Raw genomic sequence first — 20,785 nt, 5'->3', positions numbered from 1 at the left:
GGGCGGAGGGTATGGCTCCGCGTCCGCGCTCCCTACACCCGCACCGTCTGTGTGTCAGGTACCGGGCGGCTTCCGGGGAGGGGTGCCCGGGTGCCCCCGCCCGCGTGCCCGCCGGTGCCCCCCGGTACCCCCGGGTGCCGGGCACGCCGCCCCGCAGGGGTCAGCGGGCCTTGCGTTCCTGGGTGCCCGCGCGGATCGTCTCCGTCGCCTCGCGGAAGGCCGGGGCCGCCCGGCGGAAGTAGTCGAACAGCAGGTCCCGCTGCCGCCGTGCTCGTCCGCACACCGGAGCAGGTCGCCGCCACCGCCCTGGCCGCCCTGCGCCGGCGCCGGCGCCCGACCGTCGTCCCCGGCCGCGCGAACGCCCTCTTCGTGGCGGCCGCCCGCCTCCTGCCGGCTCGTACGGCCATGTGGGCCATGTCGTAGTCGCAGGGGCGATGATTTTTGTCAGGCCCGGCAGTCTCTTCTTCAGTACGTCCGGCGTGAGTGACCCGAGGAAGAGGAACCAGTCCCATGCGCATCGTCATCACCGAATTCATCAGCCTCGACGGCGTCGTCCAGGCCCCGGGCGGGCCGAAGGAGGACACCGACGGCGGCTTCGCGCACGGCGGCTGGACGCACCCCTTCTTCGACCCGGAGATCGTCGGCGGCGCCTTCGCCGACGCCACCGCCAAGGCCGAAGCCCTCCTCTTCGGCCGCCGCACCTGGCAGACGATGGCGGCGGCCTGGCCCGGCCGCGCCGGAGATCCCTTCGCGGACCAGATGAACTCTGTTCCCAAGTACGTCGTCTCCGGGACCCTCGCGGACGCCGACCTGACGTGGAACAACACCTCGCGGATCGCCTTCGACGAGATCCGCGCGCTGCATGAGAAGCACGGCGGCGACCTCGTCGTCATGGGCAGCCCCACCCTGGCGCGCGCCCTCATCGCCGAGGGTCTCGTCGACGAACTCCGCCTGATCGTGATGCCGGTCCTCCTGGGCGGCGGCAAGTCGATCTTCCCGGCGGACGGCGGCCTGCGGACCCTGGAACTCGTCTCCACGGTGACGAGCCCGGCCGGCGTGAACGTCTGCACGTACCGGCCGGCGGCGAAGGGCTGAGCTCACGACGGCGGCGTCCCGGCGGGGCGGTGTCAGGGAGGGGTTGGGGCTTTCCCGTCAGTCTCATCGTCCTTCCGGGGCGGGTCGGCCTGTCAAGGGCGCTCACTGCGTTCGCGTCGCTTCGCGATGGCCTTCGGCCACCCTTGACAGCCGTCCCGCCCCGGAAAAACGAAGACTGCCGGGAAACCCCCGAAGGAACGGGACGGGGGGGAAGGGGGGAGGGGCGGGTCAGCCAGGGAGGGGCGGGCTGTCTTCGGCCGCCAGATGCGCATCCGGGCAGCTCAGAGGTCCTTTGCGGGCCCGGGCGTGGAGTGGGGAGGCGCGTCGGATCGCTACGCGCTCCTCATTTCTCAGCGGCCGACGGCTGTGGGTGGTGGAGGGGGAGGGGAGCCGGTCACGGCGCTGTCGCACGGTGCTTGATGTTGACGGCCGAGGCTTTGGCCAGCACTGCGGGGTTCAGGAAGCGCGCGGGACCGATCAGGCGGTTCGCGAAGCGGTGCATGTGCCGCGCCACCGACGCGTCGCGCGTCGCCGCCGAGAACATCAGCCGCTCCAGGGGGTTGAACGGACGGCCCGTGGCGAAGTCGGCGGCCAGGTACTGGTGGCCCAGGACGCGGCGCCGGTGCCTGCGTGCGTACAGTGCGAGCGCCTTGTCGAGGTCGCCCCGTCCGGCTGCGGGAGCGGCGGCCGCCTGTGCCAGCCATTGCGCGGACTGCAGGGCCCATCCGCAGCCCACCCCCCACAGCGGGTCGCCGGTCACGGCGGCGTCGCCGACGAGCGCGACGCCCGGTGCGGTCGGCCTGCGGCTGTGCAGCGGGTAGTCGACGAAGCCGGTGATTTTTGTGACGCGCTCGGCTGAGTCGATGGGCGGTCCCTCGGGGAGCGAGCGGACGAGGTTGAGGAAGCTGCCCTCCAGGTCCTCCCGGAAGGCCGGCAGCCGCTCCTTGCCCGGGACCACCGCGACGACCGTCACCCCGTCGTCGTTCGGGAACGTGTACGCCATGTCCGGTTCGAGGAACCAGGTGTGGCTGACCCCGTTGTTGAGCGGGAGACCTCGGAAGTGCGCGAGGTACGCGAACCGTGCGTTCTCGTACTGCCGGGCGGGGACGGCGGCGAGCTTCGCCACCGCCGAGTCCTTGCCGTCGGCCCCGACCACCAGCCGGGCACGGATCTCGCGCTCGCCCTGCGGCGTCGAGGTGCGCACGCCCACGGTCCGTCCGGCCTCCGTGATCAGCCCGGTCACCTGATGGCCGAGGAGCAGGTCGACGCCGGTCGTGTCCGCCGCGCGGGATCTGATCAGCGGGTCGAGGGTGCTGCGCCGGACGTTGTACGAGTACGGCAGCTCGGGGCCCGCCGGCGGCGCCTTCGGCTCGATCCACCCCCAGCGGGTGTGCCAGCGCGCCCCGCTGTGGACGGCACCCGCCTTCTCCAGGGCGGGGAGGAGGCCGAGTTCGGCCAGCACCGGGTGGGCGCTGTACTGGATGGAGTGGGTGCACAGCGCCTTGTACGACTCGGGGTCCGAGCGGCGTTCCAGCAGTGCGACGCGGACACCGCGCCGGGCGAGCAGGATCGCGGCGGCGCTGCCGGCGAGGCCGGCCCCGCTGATGACCACGTCGTAGTCGTTGTCGTCGGCGTCGGCGTCGGCGTCGTAGTCGGCGTCGTGTCCCGCGCTCTCAGGGTTGGTCATGCGCTGATCGCTCCCTTCGGGGTGTACTGCCGTTCGGGGGGAGTGGTGCAGTGCGTGCAGGGACACTGCTGTCAGGTGCATGATGGGTTGTCAAGACCGTTCCGGGGGATCCCGCCGCCACCGGAAGCCCCGGAACTGCCGTAAAAACAGGTGCGGGTGCACGCGAGGGGCGCCTAGCTTGAGGCCGTGAGCAGCGACTATCCATTCGCCGACGGCTACAACCTCGTGTGGGATCTGACCGGGTTCCGTGGCGCCGACGAGGAACTGGTCGAGTCCGTCTCGCTGTCCCGCGACCAGTTCCTGGAGATACGCCACCTCTTCGTGCTGGGCGACGATCCCTGGATGGTGGCGGGCGAGTACCGCGTGGCACCGAGTCTCTGGGCCCAGGTGCGGGCCACCGTGCCGGGCGTCCGGTTCGAGCGTGACGCTGACTACTTCCTCGGCGCCCGTCAGGCCCTGCCTGACGGGCGCTTCTGGCGTCCGGCCGCCGGCACCACCGCCCCGGGACCGATCCCGCCGCCGTGAGTTAGCGTCCGACCGTGACGGACATCGTGGGTGTGATCGAGCAGCTGTGGCGGTACCCGGTCAAGTCGACCGGCGGTGAGCGGCTCCGTAGCGCAGACGTCGACGGGCGCGGCCTGGTCGGCGACCGGCTCTACGCGGTGCGCGACGGCGACGGCAAGTTCGGCTCGGGCAAGAACACCCGCCGCTTCCGGCGCATGGACGGCCTGCTGCACCTGAGCTCCCGCTACCCGTCCGCAGGCGGGCAGCCCGAACTGATCGACCCGCACGGAGACGTCGTCGCCGACCCCACCGCCTACCTCCGTGGCTACCTCGGCCGGGACGACGTCGAGCTGGCCCGTGAGGGCGGCATCTCGCACTTCGACCAGCTGCCCGTCAGCGTCCTCACCACCGCGACCCTGGACTGGCTCCGCGCGGAGATCCCCGACGTCCCCGTCGACGAACGCCGCTTCCGGCCGAACGTCCTCCTGCGCACCCCGCCCGGCACCCGCCCCTTCGTCGAGGACGAGTGGGCCGGGCGCAAGGCGTACACGGGAGACGGCCTGCGCCTGGAGTTCGTACGCTCCAGCGAGCGGTGCGTCATGACCAACCAGGCCCAGCACGACCTGCCGCACTCGCCGCTGGTCCTGAAGGCCATCGCCCGGGCGCACGACAACCGGCTCGACATGCTCGCCACGGTCCTCACCCCGGGCACCGCCCGGGTCGGCGACCCGGTGGTGCTGGAGTAGCCCCGGCTACGCGCCGAGCCCGCCGAGGAACGCGGTCCAGGTGGCAGGACCGACCGTCAGCTCGGGGCTCGCGGTGAGCTTGGAGTCCCGGATGTGCACGGTGTCGGTGCAGGCGGCTACCTCGACGCAGTCGTCGCCCTGGCTGCCGCTGTACGTGGACTTGTGCCAGGAGAGTGCGACTTCGACGCAGCTGTCGCCCTGACTGCCGCTGTAGCTGCTCTTGAACCACCGGAGCTGGGAGCTGTTCACAGGGATCCTCGCAATCGCATCAACAGGCCCGCACTGTCCACGGGATTGAGGGCCTGGATGCGAAGTTTGGCATACCGCTGGTGGAGAAAGCTGACGTCTTCCGGCTCGGTGATGACGCGGCCGGTCTGCTGGCCTTCCGTGTACCCCATCCACTCGTGCTCCTGGGTCTGGAGGAGCCGGAAGGAGCCATCTGTGCCGGCGTGCTCCGGGCTGAACGTCGGCATGATCTGGATGTCCACGTTGGGAAGTTGGCCACATTCCAACAGGCGGTCGATCACCTCGCGCGTGACCTCCAGTCCGCCGGTGCACCGCTCGATCACGCTCTGCTCGATGATGAAGCTGAAGGAGATGTACGGGGTGCGGGTCAGCAGTTCCTGCCGCACCAGGCGCTGGGCGATGCGGTCTTCCACCTCCTCGGCCGTGGCCATGGGCGGGACGTTCGCGATCTGGGCCCGTGCGTAGTTCTCCGTCTGCAACAGCCCCGGCACCACCCTGCACTCATAGGTATTGAGGATGACGGCCTGTTCCTCCAGCTCCGCCCACCGTCGGAACCAGGCTGCCAGGCCCCGCCTCCGGGACAGGTTCCGGGCGGCGATCTGGAGGACCTCGTAGGTGTCGAGGACCTCGTTCGCCTTGTTCACGAACTTCGGGGACGGATGTCGTCGGCCCTGTTCCACCGAGGCCACGTACTGCACCGAGTACCCGACCAGCGGGCGGAATTCTTCTTGTGTCAGGCCCGCGCGTTTGCGGCAGGCCGCCAAGGTCTCACCGAAGTTCCGCAGGTCAGGGTCACGCTCCTGCTTGCCACCGTTGTCGCTGTCGTCGTCAGCCGTCATCACGGTCACCTCCCCGTCACATGCTCACGGTCGGTGACTGCGCCTGTCCAGAGAGTGGGCTACTACTCTTTCCCGGTAGTAGTTGAGTTGCTGGGAACTGCCCTTGTTGCGGGGGAGGTTGTTCCCATGACCACACCATCCGGCCCCACCCGGAACCTCGTACGCGTGTTCACTCAGCGTTTCAGTTCCACCCCGCGCGGAGCCCGCCTCGCCCGGCAGCTGGCCCTCGTCGAGCTGCATGACTGGGGTGTCCCCGAGGGCACGGCCCTGTCCGACGGTGCCGGGCTGCTCGTCGCCGAGCTCGCCGCCAACGCCGTCACCCATGGGCGGGTCCCCGGGCGGGACTTCGAGGTGCGGATGGTGCTCCTGGCCGGCGTGCTGCGCGTCGAGGTGTCCGACGCCCGGCGGGAGAGGCGCCCGCAGGTGCGGCCGGCGGAGTACCAGGCGGAGTCGGGCTACGGGCTGCGCATCGTGGACGGGCTCGCGGTCGACTGGGGTGTCATGGACCGGGTCGTCGGCAAGACGGTGTGGGCCGAGCTGGCCCGGCCCGCCGTCACTTAGCGAGCTTGCAGGCGGTGGAGACGGCCGTCATCCAGGCGACGGCCGCGTCCCGCACCTCCGGCGCAATTCCCTCCATCAGTGCGGCCTCCCGGCGCATGACGGCCGGGAGGGTCTCCGCGTAGCGGGTGGCGCCGAGGTCGGTCAGGTGCACCTGGTGCGTCCTGCGGTCGGTGGGGTGCGGGGAGCGGGTGATCAGGCCGTCGCGCTCCAGGGTCGTGAGCATCTCGTTGGCGGCCTGGCGGGTGCTCCCGCATTCGCGGGCCACCTGGGACGCCGACATGCCCGGGGTGTGCCTGACCATCAGCAGGGTCGCGAACTGCGGGACGGTCAGGCCGAATTCCTCCAGCTCGGCGCCGATCGCCGCCCGCATGTCGAGCCAGGCGTGCCGGACCAGGAAGCTCAGCACGGGACCGTCGGTCTGCTCGCCCATGGGGCGACCTCCACATGATTGACAGGAACTTGACGAGTTGTCACGATGAACGGGCCGTCAGGTACCTGACGATTCTATGGCCCTCCGAAGGCAGTCACGCATGTCATCCACCACACCTGCCCGCCGGCGTCTCATCCTCGGCGTCCTCGTCTTCGCCCAGCTCCTCATCTGGCTCGACGGCACCATCCTGTCCACCGCGTTCGAGACCCTCTCCGACCCCGTCCGGGGCTTAGGGGCCACGCCGGGTCAGCTCCAGTGGGCCACGGGCGCGTACACGCTGGCCTTCGCCTGCCTGATGTTCACCGGGGGCGCGCTGGGGGACCGGTTCGGGCACCGCAACACCCTGCTGGTGGGCATGGCCCTGTTCGGCGCCGCCTCGGCCCTCGCGGCGTACGCCTCCACCCCCGGCCAGCTCATCGCCGGGCGGGCTGTCATGGGTGTCGGCGCGGCGCTGCTCGTACCGGCCACCATGGCCGTCGTCAGCTGGACCTTCGAGCCCGCCCAGCGCCCGGCGGCCTTCGGCACCCTCTCGTCCTTCGCGGGTGTCGGCATCGCCGCCGGGCCGATCCTGGCCGGGCTGCTCCTGGCGAGGTTCTGGTGGGGGTCGGTGTTCCTCGTCAACGTCCCCGTGGTCGTCCTCGGCCTCGGCTTCATCGCCCGCTACGTGCCCAACTTCCGCAGCACCCAGGTCCGCCGGCTCGACCCGGCCGGGCTGGTGCTGTCCACGGGCGGGCTGGGGCTCCTCGCGTACGGGCTGATCCGCGCCGGGCAGGACGCCTCCTTCGCCCACCCGCGCGTCTGGGCATGCACCCTGGCCGGGCTCGCGCTGCTCGCGGTGTTCGTCGTCGTCGAGCTGCGGATCGCACACCCCAGCTTCGACCCCCGGCTGCTGGCGCAGCGGCGCTTCGCGACCGGCAACATCGCCCTGATGACGGTCTTCCTGGCCATGACGGCCGGCTCCTTCTACCTCGCCTTCTACCTCCAGGGCGCCCGCCAGTACTCGGCGTTCGACGCCGCGCTCCTCGGGCTCCCCGGAGCGCTCGGCGTGGTCGTCGGCTCGCCCGTCGCCGTCCGGCTGGCCCGCCGGACCTCCGTCCGGCTGGTCTCTTCCGTGTCGCTGGGCGTCGCCGCGCTGGCGATGGGATCGCTGGCCCTGTTCGACGCGACCACCCCGATCGCCTGGTACTCGGCGGTCATGCTGGTGCAGGGCGCCGCGATCGGCATGGTCATCGCACCCGTCACCGGAGCCGTCCTCGGCTCCCTGCCGCTGGAACGCTCCGGCGCGGGCAGCGCGGTCAACAGCACCCTGCGCCAGACCGGCAGCGTCCTCGGCATCGCGGCCGGCGGCACCATCACCTCGATCGTCTACCAGCGCGCCATCGACGGCTCCCTGACCGGCCTCCCGGAAGGGGTCCGCCAACAGGCCCGGGTCTCGGCCGAACTCGCCCGCCACGTGGCTGCCGCCACCCAGGACGCCGGGCTCGCGGCGGCCGCCGACTCGGCGTTCCTCCACGCCATGCACGTGGGCGCCCTCTGGACAGCGGGATTCGCCCTCGCGGGCGCGGCCTGCCTGTCCCTCGGCTTCCGCCCGAAGCGGGTGCGGGACGCGGACGCGGAGCCCCGTCCGGCGCTCGTGAGCACCCGATCTTCCTGAACGCGGCGTCGGGCCGGTCTCAGTCCGCGTACGGGTCGACGATGCGGTGGGGGCGCTTGGCGGTGTCCAGGGCGTTCCGGGGGAAGCGGGGCCCGGCGACGTAGTGGCGGCCCTTGGTCTGGCCGACCGCCGTCAGCACGCCGGACTTCGTCAGGGACTGGAGGTCCCGGGTCGCCTGCTGGGTGTTGATCGCCTCGGCCCGTTCGTACCGGGAGCGGCGCACCCTGCCCGTGATGGCCACTTCGTGCAGGGCGGTCACCTGCCGTTCGCTGATCCCGGCGGGTTCCGCGGCTTCGAGGAGCTCCATCCAGCACTGGTTGGAGCGGTTGACCCGGTGCTGCACCCGCTGGGCCTGCTCGTGGTAGGCGCGGAGGTTGAACTTGATCCAGGGCAAGGTGTCCCGCATGGGGGAGTACACCGGTCCGCCGACCGTCCGCAGGACCTGGTAGTACTCCCAGGTGTGTCCCGGCATCCCGAGCCACTCCTCGATGGAGGAGAACTCCGGGGCGAGTTCTCCGCCGCGCGCGATCAGGAGCGTCTGGAGCGAGCGGGACATGCGGCCGTTGCCGTCCGACCACGGATGGATCTTCACCAGGTTCAAGTGCGCCATGGCGGCCCGGATCAGCGTGTGGGCGTCGAGGTCGCCCTCGTTGAGCCAGTCGACCAGTTCGGTCATCAGCGCGGGGACGAGCTCACGGTCCGGGCCGTCGTAGTCCGTGGCGAGTTCGTCCCCGGGGGCCGTGATGCGGATCGCCGTCTTGCGCCACTGGCCCGCGGTCCTGCCCGGGTGGTGGTGGCCCTGGAGCATCCAGTGCAAGGCGTTGAGCAACTCCTTGCTGTAGCGGAAGTCGGGCGCGTCGTGCAGGGACTGGATGTACGTCATGGCCTGCTGGTAGGCGAGGGTCTCGGCCTTGTTCTCCTCGCTGGCGTCGACCTCGCGTTCACCGTCCATCAGGTCGGCGACGTCCTTCTCGTCGACCCGGTACCCCTCGATGGTGTTCGATGCGGCGATCGCACTGGCCGTCAGGGCCTTGCGCAGGTCCTGGGTCCACTTCATGGGGGCTTGCTGCACCGCGTCGCGTAGCTGTGAGCGCAGGTCGTCGACCTCGTCGAGGACGCGGAGGTCGACCGGCTGGAGGCGGGGCGTGGAGTACAGCATGAGTCAATGATACTTGCTTCCTATCATTGCCTCATTCTTTGGCTGGTTGCACGCCGCAGGCCTCACAGGTGCTCGAAGAAGCGGGTCCACCAGGTGGTGCGGCCCGCGTGGGGGCCGTAGCTCACGCGGGGGGTGTCGTCCCTGAGGGTGGTGACGACCCCGTCGTAGAGGTGGTGGAGCGGGGGGAGGGGGACGAGGTAGTGGTCCGACAGGGCCGTCTCGATGTGGTGGCGGTCGGAGGCGGTGAGGGCGCCGGCGGCCACCGCGTGGTCGAGGTCGTGGTGGCTGTCGGGGGCCGGTGTGGTCACCACGGCCAGGTCGCCGTAGTTGCTCAGGCGGACCGCGATCGGGACGCCCGCCTGCGTGGCCCGGGGTGGGACGACGATCGTGCCGTAGTAGCCGGCGTCCTCGGCGAGGGTGAGGACGCACGGGCCGCCCAGGGTCTGCTCCAGCCGGGCCCTGAGGCGCTCCGCCCGGGCCTGCGCGCGGGCGGGGTCGTAGCCGTCGGGGAAGCAGAGGTGGCGGGGGCCCGGCAGCCGGTCCAGGGTGTGGAGGAGGGCTGTCACCTGCGGGTACGCGTCCATGCGGATCAGCGTACGGAAGGCCCGCCCCCGGGCGGCCGGGGGCGGGGCGGCGGCGTTACTTCTTGCTCGGGAGCGTGGCCGGGAGGGACGGGAGCTTGCCCGGCTCGCTCTTCTGGAAGGTGTCGGTGCCGGCCGCGCCCTCCCAGGTGACCTTCAGGGAGGTGGCGTCGACGGAGTCGACCTTGCCCTTCGAGCGCGTCGCGCCCGCCGGGCACTTCAGGTCGAGGGTCTTGCCGTCGGTGGTGCCCTCGCAGGTCAGGCCGGTGGCCGCCTCGACGACGAAGGCCATCTGGCCCTTGACGGTGAGGACGACGCCCTTGCCCGGGTTCGCCATCGCGATCCAGCCGCCGTCCAGGCTGCCGGCGCCCGCGCCCGCGGCCGCGCTCCCGCCCGGGGCGGGCGTGGCCGGGGCCGGGACGCCCGTCTGCTTGTCGGCGGCCGGGCCGCTGTCGCTGCCGCAGCCCGTCAGGGTCAGGGCGGCCACGAGGCCGGCGGCGGCGACGACGGAGATACGCAGGTTGCTGTGCACGGGAGGTCCCCCAGGAAACCGAGTCGATCGAAAGACGGGCCAAGCTACCAGCCCGTCAGGGCGACCGGCGGCACCCGCAGACACGCAGGAGGGGGGTGATCCGGTTCCGTGCGGCCGGAGTTCGCAGGTCCGGGGCTCCCAGGTGCTGGGTTCACAGGTACTGGGCGAAGGCGTCCAGGGTGCGCAGGATCTCCGCCTCCCCGACGGAAGGGAGCTGGAGGACGACCTCCTCGATGCCCAGCTCGGCGTAGTGGCCCAGCTTGCCCGGCGTCGGCCGCACCGCGTACGGGACCACCTGGAGGGACTTCGGGTCGCGGCCCGCGTCCTCCCAGGCCCGCCGCAGCACCGGCAGGGACTCGGTGAGGCCGCCCCCGCCGATGGGCAGCCAGCCGTCGGCGTGGTCGGCGACCGCCGCGAACAGCTTCGGCCCGGCCGCCCCGCCGATCAGGGTGCGCGGACCGTACAGGGGCCTGCCGGGGCCGAGTTCGCGCGGGGCCTGCACCGGCTTGGGGTGCGCCGCGCTCGCCTGGACGGAGCCGTACGGGCCCTCGTACGCGGTGGGCCGCGGCGCCCACAGCGCACGCATCAGGGCCATGTGGTCGCATACCCGCTCCCGCCGCGTCGGCCAGTCGACGCCGTGGTCGGCGGCCTCCTCGACGTTCCAGCCGTAGCCGATGCCCAGGGTGAAGCGGCCGCCGCTGAGGTGGTCGAGGGTCGCCACCTGCTTCGCGAGACCGACCGGATCGTGCTGGGCCACCAGGGTGATGCCGGTGCCGAGGTGGAGCCGCTCGGTGACGGCGCAGGCCTGGCCGAGGGCGACGAACGGGTCGAGGGTGCGGCCGTACCGCTCGGGCAGGTCCCCGCCCATCGGGGCCGCGGTGACACGGCTGACCGGGATGTGGGTGTGCTCGGGGAGGTAGAGGCCGAAGAAGCCGCGCTCCTCCAGGGAGCGGGCCAGGCGCGTGGGGGTGACGGTCAGATCGGTGAGGAAGACGGTCGTGGCGATCCGCATGGGCGAGGGCACCTCCGGGACGTGGGGAGGGCAAGGTACTGGCTGGCGCGGAAGGTTGGCAGGGCCGGGCGTGTGATGGGGTGGGCGGCATGGACAGCATCGAGATGATCACCGTTCCGGAGACCCTGCACGGCTACCCGGGGGTGGCCTTCGGCGGCTACGTCGCCGGGCTGCTGGCCGCGCGGACACCGGCGGCGGAGACGGGGGCCGTACGGGTGGACTTCCGGCGGCCCGTACCGACCGGGACCGCCGTACGGGCGGCCCCCGGACCCGACGGGGGCACGGAGCTGCTGGGCCGGGACGGGGTCCTGCTCGCCGCGGCCACGCCCGTACCCGCCCCCGCCGGGGAGGTACCGCCGGCCCCGACCTGGGCGGAGGCGTCGAAGGCCGCCGACGCGTACCGCGCCGACCCGCCGGCCGGCGAGAGCCCCGACTGCTTCGGCTGCGGCCTGGACCGGACGGCGGCGACGGGACTGCGCCTGCACTGCGGGACGGTCCCCGGCCGGGACATCGTCGCGACGGCCTGGACACCCGGCCCCGAACTCGCCACCGAAGACGGGCTGTTGCCGCCCGTACTGGTATGGGGCGCGCTGGACTGCCCCGGCAACGCCGCCGGACGCCTGCTGGACCCGGGCCCGCCCGGAGCGTTCACCGCGGCGCTGACGGCGCGGCTGCTGCGGCCCGTACCGGCGGGCGGGGGCCTCATCTCGTACGCGTGGCTCCTCGGGGTGGAGGGCCGCAAGGTCCGCGTCGGCACCGCCCTGGCCACGGCGGAGGGCGAACTCCGCGCCCACGCCGAGGCCTTGTGGGTACGGCCGCGCCCCTGATGCCCCCCGGGGCCGGGCGGGCTCGGTCATACTGATCCGCGGTGTCGCGGCGGAGGGGTGCGGAATGCGGTTCGGGGCGGATCTGCCGGAGCGGATCGGGTCGTACGCCGTCGAGCGGGAGCTCGGCGCGGGCGGCATGGGGACGGTGTACCTGGCCCGGTCGCGGGGCGGGCGGGCCGTCGCCGTCAAGGTGGTGCGGCCCGAACTGGCCGCCGACCGGCACTTCCGCGAGCGGTTCCGGGCGGAGGTCGACGCGGCGCGCAAGGTCGGCGGCTTCCACACCGCCCCGGTCGTGGACGCCGACCCCGACGCGGACGTGCCGTGGCTGGCCACCGCCTACATTCCGGGGCCGACGCTGTCCGGGCTGCTCGCCGAGCGGGGCCCGATGGACGAGGAACGGCTACGGCGGCTCGGCGCGGCCCTGACGGAGGCGCTCCAGGCGGTGCACGCCTGCGGGCTGGTGCACCGGGACCTGAAGCCCGGGAACATCATCATGGCCGAGGACGGGCCGCGCGTCCTCGACTTCGGCATCGCCCGGGCCGTCGAGTCGACCCGGCTGACCTCCACGGGCTCGGCCTTCGGCACCCCCGGCTTCCTGGCCCCCGAACAGGCGCAGGGCCTCGACGTGACCGGCGCCGCCGATGTGTTCGCGCTGGGTGCGGTGCTGGTCGCGGCGGCCGGGGGCAGTGCGTTCGGGGAGGGTACGCCGCTGGGCCTGATGTACCGCTCGGTGCACGAGCCGGCCGACGTGTCGGCGGTCCCGGAACCGCTCCGCGCGACGGTCGAAGCCTGCCTGGCCAAGTCCCCGTCGTCCCGCCCGCTCCCGTCCACCCTCCTGGACCTCTTCGCCCCTGCGCCGGCCGCGCCGGAGCCCACCCAGGCCGCGCCTGCGGGCCCGTTGCCGGGGGCCGGCCCCCGGACCCCCGCGCCTCAAACGCCGGCGGGGCTGGATGGGGCTGCGCCCGCCCCCGCGGGTCCGTTGCCGGGGGCCAGCCCCCGGACCCCCGCTCCTCAAACGCCGGAGGGGCTGGATGGGGCGGCTCCGGTGCCGGTGGCCGACCCCCGGATCCCGGCGCCTCAAACGCCGGCGAGGCTGGATGGGGCCGCCCCGGTGGATATGACCGCCCCGGTTGATGTGGCTGCCTCGGTGGGGCTGGCCGGTGGTGCGGGCCGGGCGAAGGTGTTGCGGGGGGCCGTGGCGGCCGTCGTCCTGGGGGCGGTCATCGCGACGGTGGTCATCATCGCCGACAAGGGGGACGGCCAGGACAGAGGCGCCGCGTCGCCTCCCGCGTCCTCGTCGCCGTCCGCGTCCCGGCCCGGGGCCTCGCCCGACCCGGGGCGGTCCGGGCCGGACGCGGCCACGCCGCCGCGCGACCCCGCCCGATCGCAGGCCACCGTTCAGGTCGATGCCCAGGGCAGTTCCTGGATCTCGGCCAAGGACTCCAAGGGCAAGCTGCTCTTCGACGGCACGATCGCGAGCGGCGAGAGCAAGACCTTCACGGACGACGAGCGGATCGACCTCGTGCTGGGCGACGCGAGCGCCGTCCGGCTCGTCGTCAACGGCAAGCGGATCCACGACGTGTTCCAGCCGGGCCAGGTGGAGCGCCTGACCTACACGAGGGCCGACTAGGCCGTCGCCGTCGGGTAGCGGGCCGCCCAGGCCGGGGACGAGGACTTCGGGCCGTGGAGGGCGGGGCCCTGGGTCATTTCCAGGGCGAAGTCGTCGGCGAGTTCCAGGACCGTGGCCCGGCCCTCCAGTTCGGTGAGCCACGCCGCCGGCAGGGCCGTCTCCCCGTGCAGGGCGCCGAGCAGCGCCCCGCACACCGCGCCCGCGGCGGTCGAGTCGCCGCCGTGGTTGACGGCGAGCCGCAGCCCGTGGGCGACGTCCTCGGCGACGAGCGCGCAGTACACGGCGACGGCGAGGACGTCCTCGGCGTCGCGGCCGTCGCCGGCGGAGAGCGCCTCCACGGCGTTCGGCCCGGGCGCGCCCCGGGTGACGGCGGTGAGCGCCCGTCGGAGGGCGTCGGTGACCGGCTGGTGGCCGGGCCGGGCGGCGAGCAGGCCCAGGGTGCGCTGGACCGCCGCCTCCAGGGACTCGCCCCGGGTGAGGCCGTGGACGACGGCGGCGACGGCTCCGGCGGACAGGTACGCGCCGGGGTGGCCGTGGCTCTGGGTGGCGCACTCGACGGCCAGCTGGAGGACGAGGCCGGGCTCCCACCCGACGAGGAGCCCGAACGGCGCGGAGCGTACGGCGGCGGCCGCGTCCCGGGCGGTGGGGTTCTTGGGGTGTTCCAGGGTGCCGAGGGTGTCGTCGGCGAAGCCGGTCAGGCAGGCCCGCTCCGGGTCGCGCCGGACGTAGAGCCACTCCTCCTGGGCGAGCCAGCCGTTGTCGGCGCGGCGCTCGTCGGGGCCCCAGTCGTGCTGGGTCGCGGCCCAGCGGCGGTGGGCGCGGTGGACGTCGGTCGGCGGGTGCCAGCCGCCGGCGTCCCGGCGTACGTGGGCCCGTACCAGGCCGTCCACCGTGAACAGGGTGAGCTGCGTGGCGGCGGTGACGGCGCCCCGGCGGCCGTGGGCCGGGGCCGGTCCGGTGAGGCCCGCCGGGCCGTGGGCGGCGCGGATCCCGTCGAGGGACAGGCCGGCGACGGGTGCGCCGAGGGCGTCGCCGACGGCGGCGCCGAGCAGGGTGCCGCGCACCCGGCTGCGGAAGTCCTGCTGTTCGGTACGGCCCCACAGTGCGGTCAGCGGTGCGGTGGTCGCCGCGGCAGTCGGTGCGGGCTCGGCGGCCGTATCGGAGGCCGCCGTTCTGATCGTCGTGTCCATGTTGTCTCCCCCCAGACTCTGGCGCGTCGCACTGTAATGGACAGCTTCGGTCGAATCCGGAAGGACTCCGTCGCGTCGCCCGTAAGTGAGCGGAGAACGGCCGGAATGCGAACGGTTTCAGCCCCGCCCCTGATCAATGGCACGTTTTGCCACTCGCCTTCGAGGGGGCTGGTTTCGGCCATGCCTCGTTCACACGGCGTTCTTCCGGCGCCCACAGCCTCATGGACATGAAGAAGGCTCTCCTCGCCGCGACCGTCGTCGCCTCCGCACTCACCGCCTCCCTGGTCGTGGCCCCCGCCGCCACCGCCTCCGGCTGGGACCTCCCCTGGAACAACGGTCACCAGAGCCACTCCGCCATCCCCTTCACCGAGGCCACGGTCACGGCCGGCGCCGACGGCTCGTACACCCTCACGTGGAACGCCAAGGGCACCAAGCGCGTCGAGATCAAGGCCAACGGCAAGGTCGTCGCCAAGGGCGGTGCCCAGGGCCGGGCCGTGGTCTCCGGGCTGCCCGCCGCCGACCGCCAGTGGTTCGACTTCGACCCGGAGCGTGGCGAGGGCCTGCGCCTGGCCGACCGCCTGGTCAAGCTGGAGGGCACGGCCAACTTCCGCGACGCGGGCGGCTACCGCACCACCACCGGCCAGTGGGTCAAGATGGGCGAGGTCTACCGATCCGACGCCCTCAACAAGCTCACCGCGAACGACCTGGCCAAGCTCCAGCGGCTGCGCGTGAAGACGGTCTTCGACCTGCGCATGCAGGACGAGCGCACCAAGGACGCCGACAAGGTCCCGGCCGGCGCCACCTACGTCGTCGCCGACGTCTTCGCCGGCTCCGGCTCCTTCCAGAGCCTGCCGAAGACCCCCGACGAGGCCGTCAAGGCCATGGTCGACGCCGAGAAGGCCATGGTCAGCGGCGAGGGCGGCAAGAAGGCCTACACCCAGGTCTTCGAGGGCATCGGGAACGACCGCGGCCGCTCCGTCCTCTTCCACTGCACCGCCGGCAAGGACCGCACGGGCTGGGCGAACGCCACCCTGCTGACCGCCCTCGGCGTCCCGCAGGAGACGGTGATGGCCGACTACCTGGCCAGCAACGACTACCGCAAGGCCGCCAACGACGCGATCCTCTCGCACCTGCCCGCCCCGCAGGCCGCCGTCTACAAGCCGATGCTCGACGTCCGCCCCGAGTACCTCAACTCGGGCTACGACGAGGTCAAGGCGGAGTACGGCTCCTTCGACCGCTATCTGAAGGACGGCCTCGGCATCGACTCCCGCGAGCTGAAGCAGCTCAAGAAGGACCTGCTCGTCGGCTGACCCGGCCGCGGGTGAACGCGCGAGGGCCCGGCCGGAACTCCCCCGGTTGGGCCCTCGCGTACGTCCCGGTGCCTACTCGAGCACGGGCAGCAGCTCCGGCAGGTGCCCGTCCGAGGCGCGCGCCGCGTCCTGCCGCTCCTGCGGCACCTCCCCGTACAGCGTCGTACGGGCCTTCGCGGGCCGCCCCGCCGCCTCCGCGACCGCGATCAGGTCCTGGACCGACTTGTACGAGCCGTAACTCGATCCGGCCATCCGGGAGATGGTCTCCTCCATCAGGGTCCCGCCCAGGTCGTTGGCCCCGGACCGCAGCATTTCGGCCGCGCCCTCCGCCCCCAGCTTCACCCAGCTGGTCTGGATGTTCGGGATGTACGGGTGCAGCAGCAGCCGGGCCATCGCCGTCACCGCCCGGTTGTCGCGGACCGTCGGACCGGGCCGGGCGATGCCCGCCAGGTACACGGGCGCGTTGGTGTGGATGAAGGGCAGCGTCACGAACTCCGTGAAGCCCTCCACGCCCTTGGCGAGGGCCTCCCGCTGGAGGCGGGCCAGCGTGCGGAAGTGGCCGAGCCAGTGCCGGGGCTGGTCCACGTGCCCGTACATCATGGTGGAGGAGGAGCGGATGCCCAGCTCGTGCGCGGTGGACACCACGTCGATCCAGTCGGCCGTCGGCAGCTTGCCCTTGGTGAGGACCCAGCGGACCTCGTCGTCCAGGATCTCCGCCGCCGTGCCCGGGATGGAGTCCAGCCCGGCCTCCTTCGCCGCCGTCAGCCAGTCCCGTACGGACATCCCCGTGCGGGTGGCGCCGTTGACGACCTCCATCGGGGAGAAGGCGTGCACGTGCATGCCGGGCACCCGCGCCTTCACCGCCCGCGCGATGTCGAAGTAGGCCGTCCCCGGCAGGTCCGGGTGGATGCCGCCCTGCATGCACACCTCGACCGCGCCCACCTCCCAGGCCTGCGCCGCCCGGTCGGCGACCTGGTCCAGGGACAGGGTGTACGCGTCGGCGTCGGTGCGGCGCTGCGCGAAGGCGCAGAAACGGCAGCCGGTGTAGCAGACGTTGGTGAAGTTGATGTTCCTGGTGACGATGTACGTGACCTCGTCCCCGACGACCGACCGGCGCAGGTCGTCCGCGATCCGGCACAGGGCGTCCAGCGCCGGGCCGTCCGCGTGCAGCAGGGCGAGGGCCTGCTCGTCGGTCAGCCGCTGCGGGTCGTCGGCGGCCTGCGCGAGGGCCGCCCGGACGTCCGTGTCGATCCGCTCGGGCACCATCCCGGGGGCCGCCGCCTCGCGCAGGGCCTCCCAGTCGCCGTACACGTGGTCGAAGTCCTCGCGGCGGTCCCCGGTGCGGCCCTCGGTGTCGATCGCGGTGTGCAGGTCGGTGCGCCCGTACGCGGCGAAGCCCTCGTCGGGCTCCTGCCACGGCCGGCCCTCCACCGTCGCCGCCTCGTCGGCGAGCCCGGTCCCGACGTCGGCCAGCGCGCGCACGTGCGGCAGCAGCCGGGGGTCCAGCCAGGGCTCCCCGCGCTGGAGGAACTCCGGGTAGATCGTGAGCCGTTCGCGCAGCTCGAAGCCCGCCGCGGCGGTCCGCTCGGCCAGCTCCTCGATGTGCGGCCAGGGCCGCTCCGGGTTCACGTGGTCCGGGGTCAGCGGGGACACCCCGCCCCAGTCGTCGATCCCGGCGCCGATCAGGAGGGCGTACTCGGCGTCCACCAGGTTCGGCGGGGCCTGGATGCGGGCGCTCGGCCCCAGGATGTGCCGGGCCACGGCGATGGCGGCGGCCAGCTCCTCCAGCTCCGCGTCGGGCATCCCGCGCATGGCGGTGTCCGGCTTGGCCCGGAAGTTCTGGACGATGACTTCCTGGATGCCGTGGTAGCTGCGCTGGATCCGGCGCAGCTCGAAGAAGGCGTCGGCGCGCTCCTCGTAGGACTCGCCGATCCCGATGAGCACCCCGGTGGTGAAGGGCACGTTGGAGCGGCCGGCGTCCTCCAGGACGCGCAGCCGCACGGCCGGGTCCTTGTCGGGGGAGCCGTGGTGCGGGCCGCCCGGCTCGGACCACAGGCGGGTGGCGGTGGTCTCCAGCATCATGCCCATGGACGGGGCCACGGGCTTGAGGCGCTGGAGCTCGGACCAGCTCATCACGCCCGGGTTGAGGTGGGGCAGCAGGCCCGTCTCCTCCAGCACGCGGATCGCCATCGCCCGCACGTAGGCGAGGGTGTCGTCGTAGCCGTGCGCGTCGAGCCACTCGCGGGCCTCGGGCCAGCGGTCCTCGGGCCGGTCCCCGAGGGTGAACAGCGCTTCCTTGCAGCCCATCGCCGCACCCTGGCGGGCGATGTCGAGGACCTCGTCGGGGGATAGGTACATGCCGTGGCCGGCCTTGCGGAGCTTGCCGGGGACGGTCACGAAGGTGCAGTAGTGGCATTTGTCGCGGCACAGCCGGGTGAGCGGGATGAACACCTTGCGCGAGTACGTGATGACCCCGGGCCGCCCGGCGGCGGCGAGCCCGGAGTCCCTGACGCGGGCGGCGGAGGCGGCCAGGTCCTTCAGGGCCTCGCCGCGCGCCTGGAGGAGTACGGCCGCCTCGGCCGCGTCCAGCGCGACACCGTCGCGGGCCCGCCGGAGCGCGCGGCGCATCGCGTTGTCGGTGGGAGCGTCACTCGGAGTGGTCATACGGCGAGCATACGATCCGTCCGGCGGTGCGCGGAGGGCGTCATCGCATCAGCTCACCGGCGTTGACCAGCAGCGACTGGCCGGTTATCGCCCGCGCCCGGTCGCTCGCGAGGAAGACGGCGGCATCGGCCACGTCCCCGTCGGTGGCCAGGTCGGGCAGCGCCATCCGTTCGGTGAGCCGGGCGTGGACCTCGGCCTCCGGGACGTTCTCGGTGTGCGCGGTGAAGGTGACGAAGGCCTGCACGGGCGGCCCCCACATCCAGCCGGGCAGCACCGTGTTGACCCGGATCCGGCGCGGGCCGAGCTCCCGGGCCATGGAGTACATGGCGGAGGTCAGCGCGCCCTTGGAGGCGGCGTAGGCGGCCTGCTGGACCTCGTTGGGGGAGGCGATGGCGGACTGGGTGCCGATGATGACGACGGAACCGGCGCCGCGCTCCGTGAAGGCCGGCAGGCAGGCCCGCGTCATGCGCAGGGTGCCCAGCAGGTTCACGTCGAGGATCTGCTGCCAGGTCCCGAAGTCGGCGTCCTGGAGGCCGCCGAAGTACGAGTCCCAGGCGGCGACGTGCACGACGGCGTCGACCCCGCCGAACCGCTCCCGGGCCAGCTCCACCAGGGCCTCGCACTGGGCCTCGTCGGTGATGTCGGTCGGCCGGTGCGCGGTGTGCGCGCCGTCGGGGTCGATCTCGGCGGCGGACTTGGCCAGATTGGCCTCCGTGCGGGCCCCGAGCACGGCGTTCCCGCCGTCGCGGACCACGGCCGCGGCCACCTGGTGCCCGAGCCCGGCCCCGACCCCCGAGACGATGACGGTCTTCCCTCGCAGCAGCATGACGCGCCCCCTGACGGCCTGGACGATCTGACGGTGCGTCAGGGTAGGGGTGCGGGCCGGTGTTGTGAAGGGGCGGCGGCAAAGGGGCGGCGGGACCGGACCGGTCCCGCCGCCGGGGGTTCAGCCGCTCGCGTCCGCGATGATGTTCGAGATGATCCAGACCACCCAGAGCAGCGGCACGATCGCCACGTAGGCCAGCGGGCGCGCGTGCACCGGCGGGCCCTCGTCCAGCGGCTGGCGCCCCGGCGCCGGCTCCGACGGCGGGAGCTTCGAGAACCGCATCGAGGCGATCAGGTTCCATATCAGCGTGAACGGCGTGAAGATCGCCACGGAGAGCGGGCTCCACCAGCCCTGGCACAGCGTCTTCGTGGTCATGATCCGCACCATGGCCCGGCCGCAGCGGCGGCAGAAGGGGCCGTCGACGCGGTGGAACCGCATCATGATCAGCACACCGACGTGGGCCCGGACCGAGGTGTCCACCGCGTGCGCGGCACCGCAGTTGCGGCAGCCGCCGCCGGGCGCCCCCGGGTACTGCTGCCCGGGGTGGGGCTGCCCGGCGTACGGCTGCCCCGGGTACGGCTGCCCGGGCTGGGGCTGGCCGGGGTACGGCTGCTGCGCCGGGTACGGCTGGGCGGGGACCTGCTGCCCCGGCTGCGGGGCGGCGTACGGGTTGGGGGAGGCGCCGTACGGGTTGGGCGGGACGGGCGCGCCGGAATGCGGAGGGGGAGTGCTCATGAAGGGGCCTTCGGGATCTGCGCGGGCAGGGGAACGGCGAACAGCCGGTGCCACGGCCCGCGTTCCCCCGCGGAGGGTGCGTTCACCTCGGTGCCGGGGCGCGCGGGACGGAGCGCCGGTGCTCTCGTGTGGCCTGAAAGTACCAGGCTGCGCGAACGGCCCCCGGCCCGCTCGGCGCACGCTTGGACCCCTTGCCGCCGACCGCGCGGCGAAGAACCCCGCCCCGACCGCGACGCCGGCCACCGCGAACGGAGCGCCCGCGACGAGCAGCCGCCCGCGCAGCCGCGCCCGCCGGGCCTCGGCCTCCCGCCGCGCCCGCAGCCGCGCGTAGGGGCCTCGCCGCGGCGCTGGTCCCTCCTGCTGCTGCCCGCCATGAAACCAGGCCAAAGACCCACGAGGCCTGCCGGAGCAGGCCATTGGGGCCTTTGGGGCGGACCCGGAGGGTCCCCGGCGGCGGGTCTGGACGTCCTGGGCCACCAGCCGGTGAAGCCGAGACGAATGGTGTGTCATATCTCCGGGGGCGACGGCGAGTCGTATCGGAATACCTGATAGACAGA

Annotated in this window: 22 protein-coding genes; 9 read left to right on the top strand and 13 right to left on the bottom strand. The window is 72.9% G+C overall.

The window, feature by feature from the left end:
* Nucleotides 1-160 precede the first annotated feature (160 nt).
* The gene (locus OOK31_RS32320) at nt 161-283 is read right to left on the bottom strand and encodes a hypothetical protein (RefSeq protein WP_267090952.1); all 123 of its coding nucleotides are present in this window, start codon (nt 281-283) and stop codon (nt 161-163) included.
* Between OOK31_RS32320 and OOK31_RS32315 the strand changes: the two genes are divergently transcribed.
* On the top strand, nt 268-423 hold the full coding sequence (locus OOK31_RS32315; RefSeq protein ID WP_267090951.1) for a hypothetical protein: 156 nt from the start codon (nt 268-270) through the stop codon (nt 421-423). The genes OOK31_RS32320 and OOK31_RS32315 overlap by 16 nt on opposite strands.
* An 87-nt stretch (nt 424-510) precedes the next feature.
* Nucleotides 511-1,095 (top strand): dihydrofolate reductase family protein, encoded by a 585-nt coding sequence (locus OOK31_RS32310; RefSeq protein ID WP_267090950.1) that lies wholly within the window; start codon nt 511-513, stop codon nt 1,093-1,095.
* Between the two features lie 394 nt (nt 1,096-1,489).
* Here the strand turns inward: OOK31_RS32310 and OOK31_RS32305 are convergent, their stop codons facing one another.
* Nucleotides 1,490-2,782 (bottom strand): NAD(P)/FAD-dependent oxidoreductase, encoded by a 1,293-nt coding sequence (locus tag OOK31_RS32305; RefSeq protein WP_267090949.1) that lies wholly within the window; start codon nt 2,780-2,782, stop codon nt 1,490-1,492.
* Nucleotides 2,783-2,968: 186 nt separating this feature from the next.
* On the opposite strand from OOK31_RS32305, the gene OOK31_RS32300 reads away from it, so the two are divergent.
* Complete coding sequence (locus OOK31_RS32300; protein ID WP_267090948.1) at nt 2,969-3,307, top strand: hypothetical protein; 339 nt, start codon at nt 2,969-2,971, stop codon at nt 3,305-3,307.
* Nucleotides 3,308-3,321: 14 nt separating this feature from the next.
* A complete protein-coding gene (locus OOK31_RS32295) occupies nt 3,322-4,032 on the top strand; it encodes an MOSC domain-containing protein (protein ID WP_267090947.1) in 711 nt (236 codons plus the stop codon).
* A gap of 6 nt (nt 4,033-4,038) precedes the next feature.
* Here OOK31_RS32295 and OOK31_RS32290 read toward each other — a convergent pair whose 3' ends face one another.
* Both OOK31_RS32290 and OOK31_RS32285 read right to left on the bottom strand, forming a co-directional pair.
* A complete protein-coding gene (locus tag OOK31_RS32290) occupies nt 4,039-4,281 on the bottom strand; it encodes a DUF397 domain-containing protein (RefSeq protein WP_267090946.1) in 243 nt (80 codons plus the stop codon).
* Complete coding sequence (locus tag OOK31_RS32285) at nt 4,278-5,117, bottom strand: helix-turn-helix transcriptional regulator (protein WP_267090945.1); 840 nt, start codon at nt 5,115-5,117, stop codon at nt 4,278-4,280. Before OOK31_RS32285 ends, OOK31_RS32290 begins: the two co-directional genes overlap by 4 nt.
* Nucleotides 5,118-5,243: 126 nt before the next feature.
* Between OOK31_RS32285 and OOK31_RS32280 the strand changes: the two genes are divergently transcribed.
* Nucleotides 5,244-5,678, top strand: a complete 435-nt coding sequence (locus OOK31_RS32280) for an ATP-binding protein (RefSeq protein WP_267090944.1) — start codon at nt 5,244-5,246, stop codon at nt 5,676-5,678.
* Here OOK31_RS32280 and OOK31_RS32275 read toward each other — a convergent pair.
* Nucleotides 5,671-6,108 (bottom strand): MarR family winged helix-turn-helix transcriptional regulator, encoded by a 438-nt coding sequence (locus OOK31_RS32275; RefSeq protein ID WP_267090943.1) that lies wholly within the window; start codon nt 6,106-6,108, stop codon nt 5,671-5,673. The two genes, OOK31_RS32280 and OOK31_RS32275, sit on opposite strands and share 8 nt — an antisense overlap.
* A gap of 100 nt (nt 6,109-6,208) precedes the next feature.
* Here OOK31_RS32275 and OOK31_RS32270 point away from each other — a divergent pair, with 100 nt between their 5' ends.
* The gene (locus OOK31_RS32270; RefSeq protein ID WP_267090942.1) at nt 6,209-7,762 is read left to right on the top strand and encodes an MFS transporter; all 1,554 of its coding nucleotides are present in this window, start codon (nt 6,209-6,211) and stop codon (nt 7,760-7,762) included.
* Between the two features lie 19 nt (nt 7,763-7,781).
* On the opposite strand, the gene OOK31_RS32265 is transcribed toward OOK31_RS32270, so the two are convergent.
* The 4 genes from OOK31_RS32265 to OOK31_RS32250 form a co-directional block, all read right to left on the bottom strand.
* Entirely contained in the window at nt 7,782-8,921 is a 1,140-nt protein-coding gene (locus OOK31_RS32265) for a Fic family protein (protein ID WP_267090941.1), read from the bottom strand.
* Between the two features lie 62 nt (nt 8,922-8,983).
* Nucleotides 8,984-9,505: a hypothetical protein gene (locus OOK31_RS32260; RefSeq protein WP_267090940.1), complete on the bottom strand. Its 522-nt coding sequence runs from the start codon at nt 9,503-9,505 to the stop codon at nt 8,984-8,986.
* Nucleotides 9,506-9,560: 55 nt separating this feature from the next.
* Nucleotides 9,561-10,034, bottom strand: coding sequence for a hypothetical protein (locus OOK31_RS32255; protein ID WP_267090939.1), 474 nt, complete (start codon nt 10,032-10,034; stop codon nt 9,561-9,563).
* 151 nt (nt 10,035-10,185) lie between these two features.
* A complete protein-coding gene (locus OOK31_RS32250) occupies nt 10,186-11,046 on the bottom strand; it encodes a TIGR03619 family F420-dependent LLM class oxidoreductase (protein WP_267090938.1) in 861 nt (286 codons plus the stop codon).
* A gap of 89 nt (nt 11,047-11,135) precedes the next feature.
* Here OOK31_RS32250 and OOK31_RS32245 point away from each other — a divergent pair, with 89 nt between their 5' ends.
* The gene (locus OOK31_RS32245; RefSeq protein WP_267090937.1) at nt 11,136-11,873 is read left to right on the top strand and encodes a hotdog fold domain-containing protein; all 738 of its coding nucleotides are present in this window, start codon (nt 11,136-11,138) and stop codon (nt 11,871-11,873) included.
* A 64-nt stretch (nt 11,874-11,937) separates the two neighbouring features.
* Nucleotides 11,938-13,503, top strand: a complete 1,566-nt coding sequence (locus tag OOK31_RS32240; protein ID WP_267090936.1) for a RodZ domain-containing protein — start codon at nt 11,938-11,940, stop codon at nt 13,501-13,503.
* Here the strand turns inward: OOK31_RS32240 and OOK31_RS32235 are convergent.
* On the bottom strand, nt 13,500-14,606 hold the full coding sequence (locus OOK31_RS32235; RefSeq protein WP_267091224.1) for an ADP-ribosylglycohydrolase family protein: 1,107 nt from the start codon (nt 14,604-14,606) through the stop codon (nt 13,500-13,502). The genes OOK31_RS32240 and OOK31_RS32235 overlap by 4 nt on opposite strands.
* 314 nt (nt 14,607-14,920) lie before the next feature.
* On the opposite strand from OOK31_RS32235, the gene OOK31_RS32230 reads away from it, so the two are divergent.
* On the top strand, nt 14,921-16,003 hold the full coding sequence (locus tag OOK31_RS32230; protein WP_267090935.1) for a tyrosine-protein phosphatase: 1,083 nt from the start codon (nt 14,921-14,923) through the stop codon (nt 16,001-16,003).
* A 72-nt stretch (nt 16,004-16,075) separates the two neighbouring features.
* Here OOK31_RS32230 and OOK31_RS32225 read toward each other — a convergent pair whose 3' ends face one another.
* The 3 genes from OOK31_RS32225 to OOK31_RS32215 form a co-directional block, all read right to left on the bottom strand.
* On the bottom strand, nt 16,076-18,667 hold the full coding sequence (locus OOK31_RS32225) for a bifunctional FO biosynthesis protein CofGH (protein WP_267090934.1): 2,592 nt from the start codon (nt 18,665-18,667) through the stop codon (nt 16,076-16,078).
* A gap of 40 nt (nt 18,668-18,707) precedes the next feature.
* A complete protein-coding gene (locus tag OOK31_RS32220) occupies nt 18,708-19,493 on the bottom strand; it encodes an SDR family oxidoreductase (protein WP_267090933.1) in 786 nt (261 codons plus the stop codon).
* Between the two features lie 120 nt (nt 19,494-19,613).
* Complete coding sequence (locus tag OOK31_RS32215; protein ID WP_267090932.1) at nt 19,614-20,228, bottom strand: hypothetical protein; 615 nt, start codon at nt 20,226-20,228, stop codon at nt 19,614-19,616.
* Nucleotides 20,229-20,785 lie beyond the last annotated feature (557 nt).

It is taken from the genome of Streptomyces sp. NBC_00249, assembly GCF_026342355.1.
Classification (GTDB): Bacteria; Actinomycetota; Actinomycetes; order Streptomycetales; family Streptomycetaceae; genus Streptomyces.
This window is presented reverse-complemented; position numbering and strand designations above follow the sequence as displayed.

Coding starts and splice junctions, on each gene's coding strand:
- OOK31_RS32310 (WP_267090950.1), top strand. CDS start 511: ATGCGCATCGTCATCACCGAATTCATCAGCCTCGACGGCGTCGTCCAG.
- OOK31_RS32305 (WP_267090949.1), bottom strand. CDS start 2,782: ATGACCAACCCTGAGAGCGCGGGACACGACGCCGACTACGACGCCGAC.
- OOK31_RS32285 (WP_267090945.1), bottom strand. CDS start 5,117: ATGACGGCTGACGACGACAGCGACAACGGTGGCAAGCAGGAGCGTGAC.
- OOK31_RS32280 (WP_267090944.1), top strand. CDS start 5,244: ATGACCACACCATCCGGCCCCACCCGGAACCTCGTACGCGTGTTCACT.
- OOK31_RS32275 (WP_267090943.1), bottom strand. CDS start 6,108: ATGGGCGAGCAGACCGACGGTCCCGTGCTGAGCTTCCTGGTCCGGCAC.
- OOK31_RS32270 (WP_267090942.1), top strand. CDS start 6,209: ATGTCATCCACCACACCTGCCCGCCGGCGTCTCATCCTCGGCGTCCTC.
- OOK31_RS32265 (WP_267090941.1), bottom strand. CDS start 8,921: ATGCTGTACTCCACGCCCCGCCTCCAGCCGGTCGACCTCCGCGTCCTC.
- OOK31_RS32260 (WP_267090940.1), bottom strand. CDS start 9,505: ATGGACGCGTACCCGCAGGTGACAGCCCTCCTCCACACCCTGGACCGG.
- OOK31_RS32250 (WP_267090938.1), bottom strand. CDS start 11,046: ATGCGGATCGCCACGACCGTCTTCCTCACCGATCTGACCGTCACCCCC.
- OOK31_RS32245 (WP_267090937.1), top strand. CDS start 11,136: ATGGACAGCATCGAGATGATCACCGTTCCGGAGACCCTGCACGGCTAC.
- OOK31_RS32240 (WP_267090936.1), top strand. CDS start 11,938: ATGCGGTTCGGGGCGGATCTGCCGGAGCGGATCGGGTCGTACGCCGTC.
- OOK31_RS32230 (WP_267090935.1), top strand. CDS start 14,921: ATGAAGAAGGCTCTCCTCGCCGCGACCGTCGTCGCCTCCGCACTCACC.
- OOK31_RS32225 (WP_267090934.1), bottom strand. CDS start 18,667: ATGACCACTCCGAGTGACGCTCCCACCGACAACGCGATGCGCCGCGCG.
- OOK31_RS32220 (WP_267090933.1), bottom strand. CDS start 19,493: ATGCTGCTGCGAGGGAAGACCGTCATCGTCTCGGGGGTCGGGGCCGGG.
- OOK31_RS32215 (WP_267090932.1), bottom strand. CDS start 20,228: ATGAGCACTCCCCCTCCGCATTCCGGCGCGCCCGTCCCGCCCAACCCG.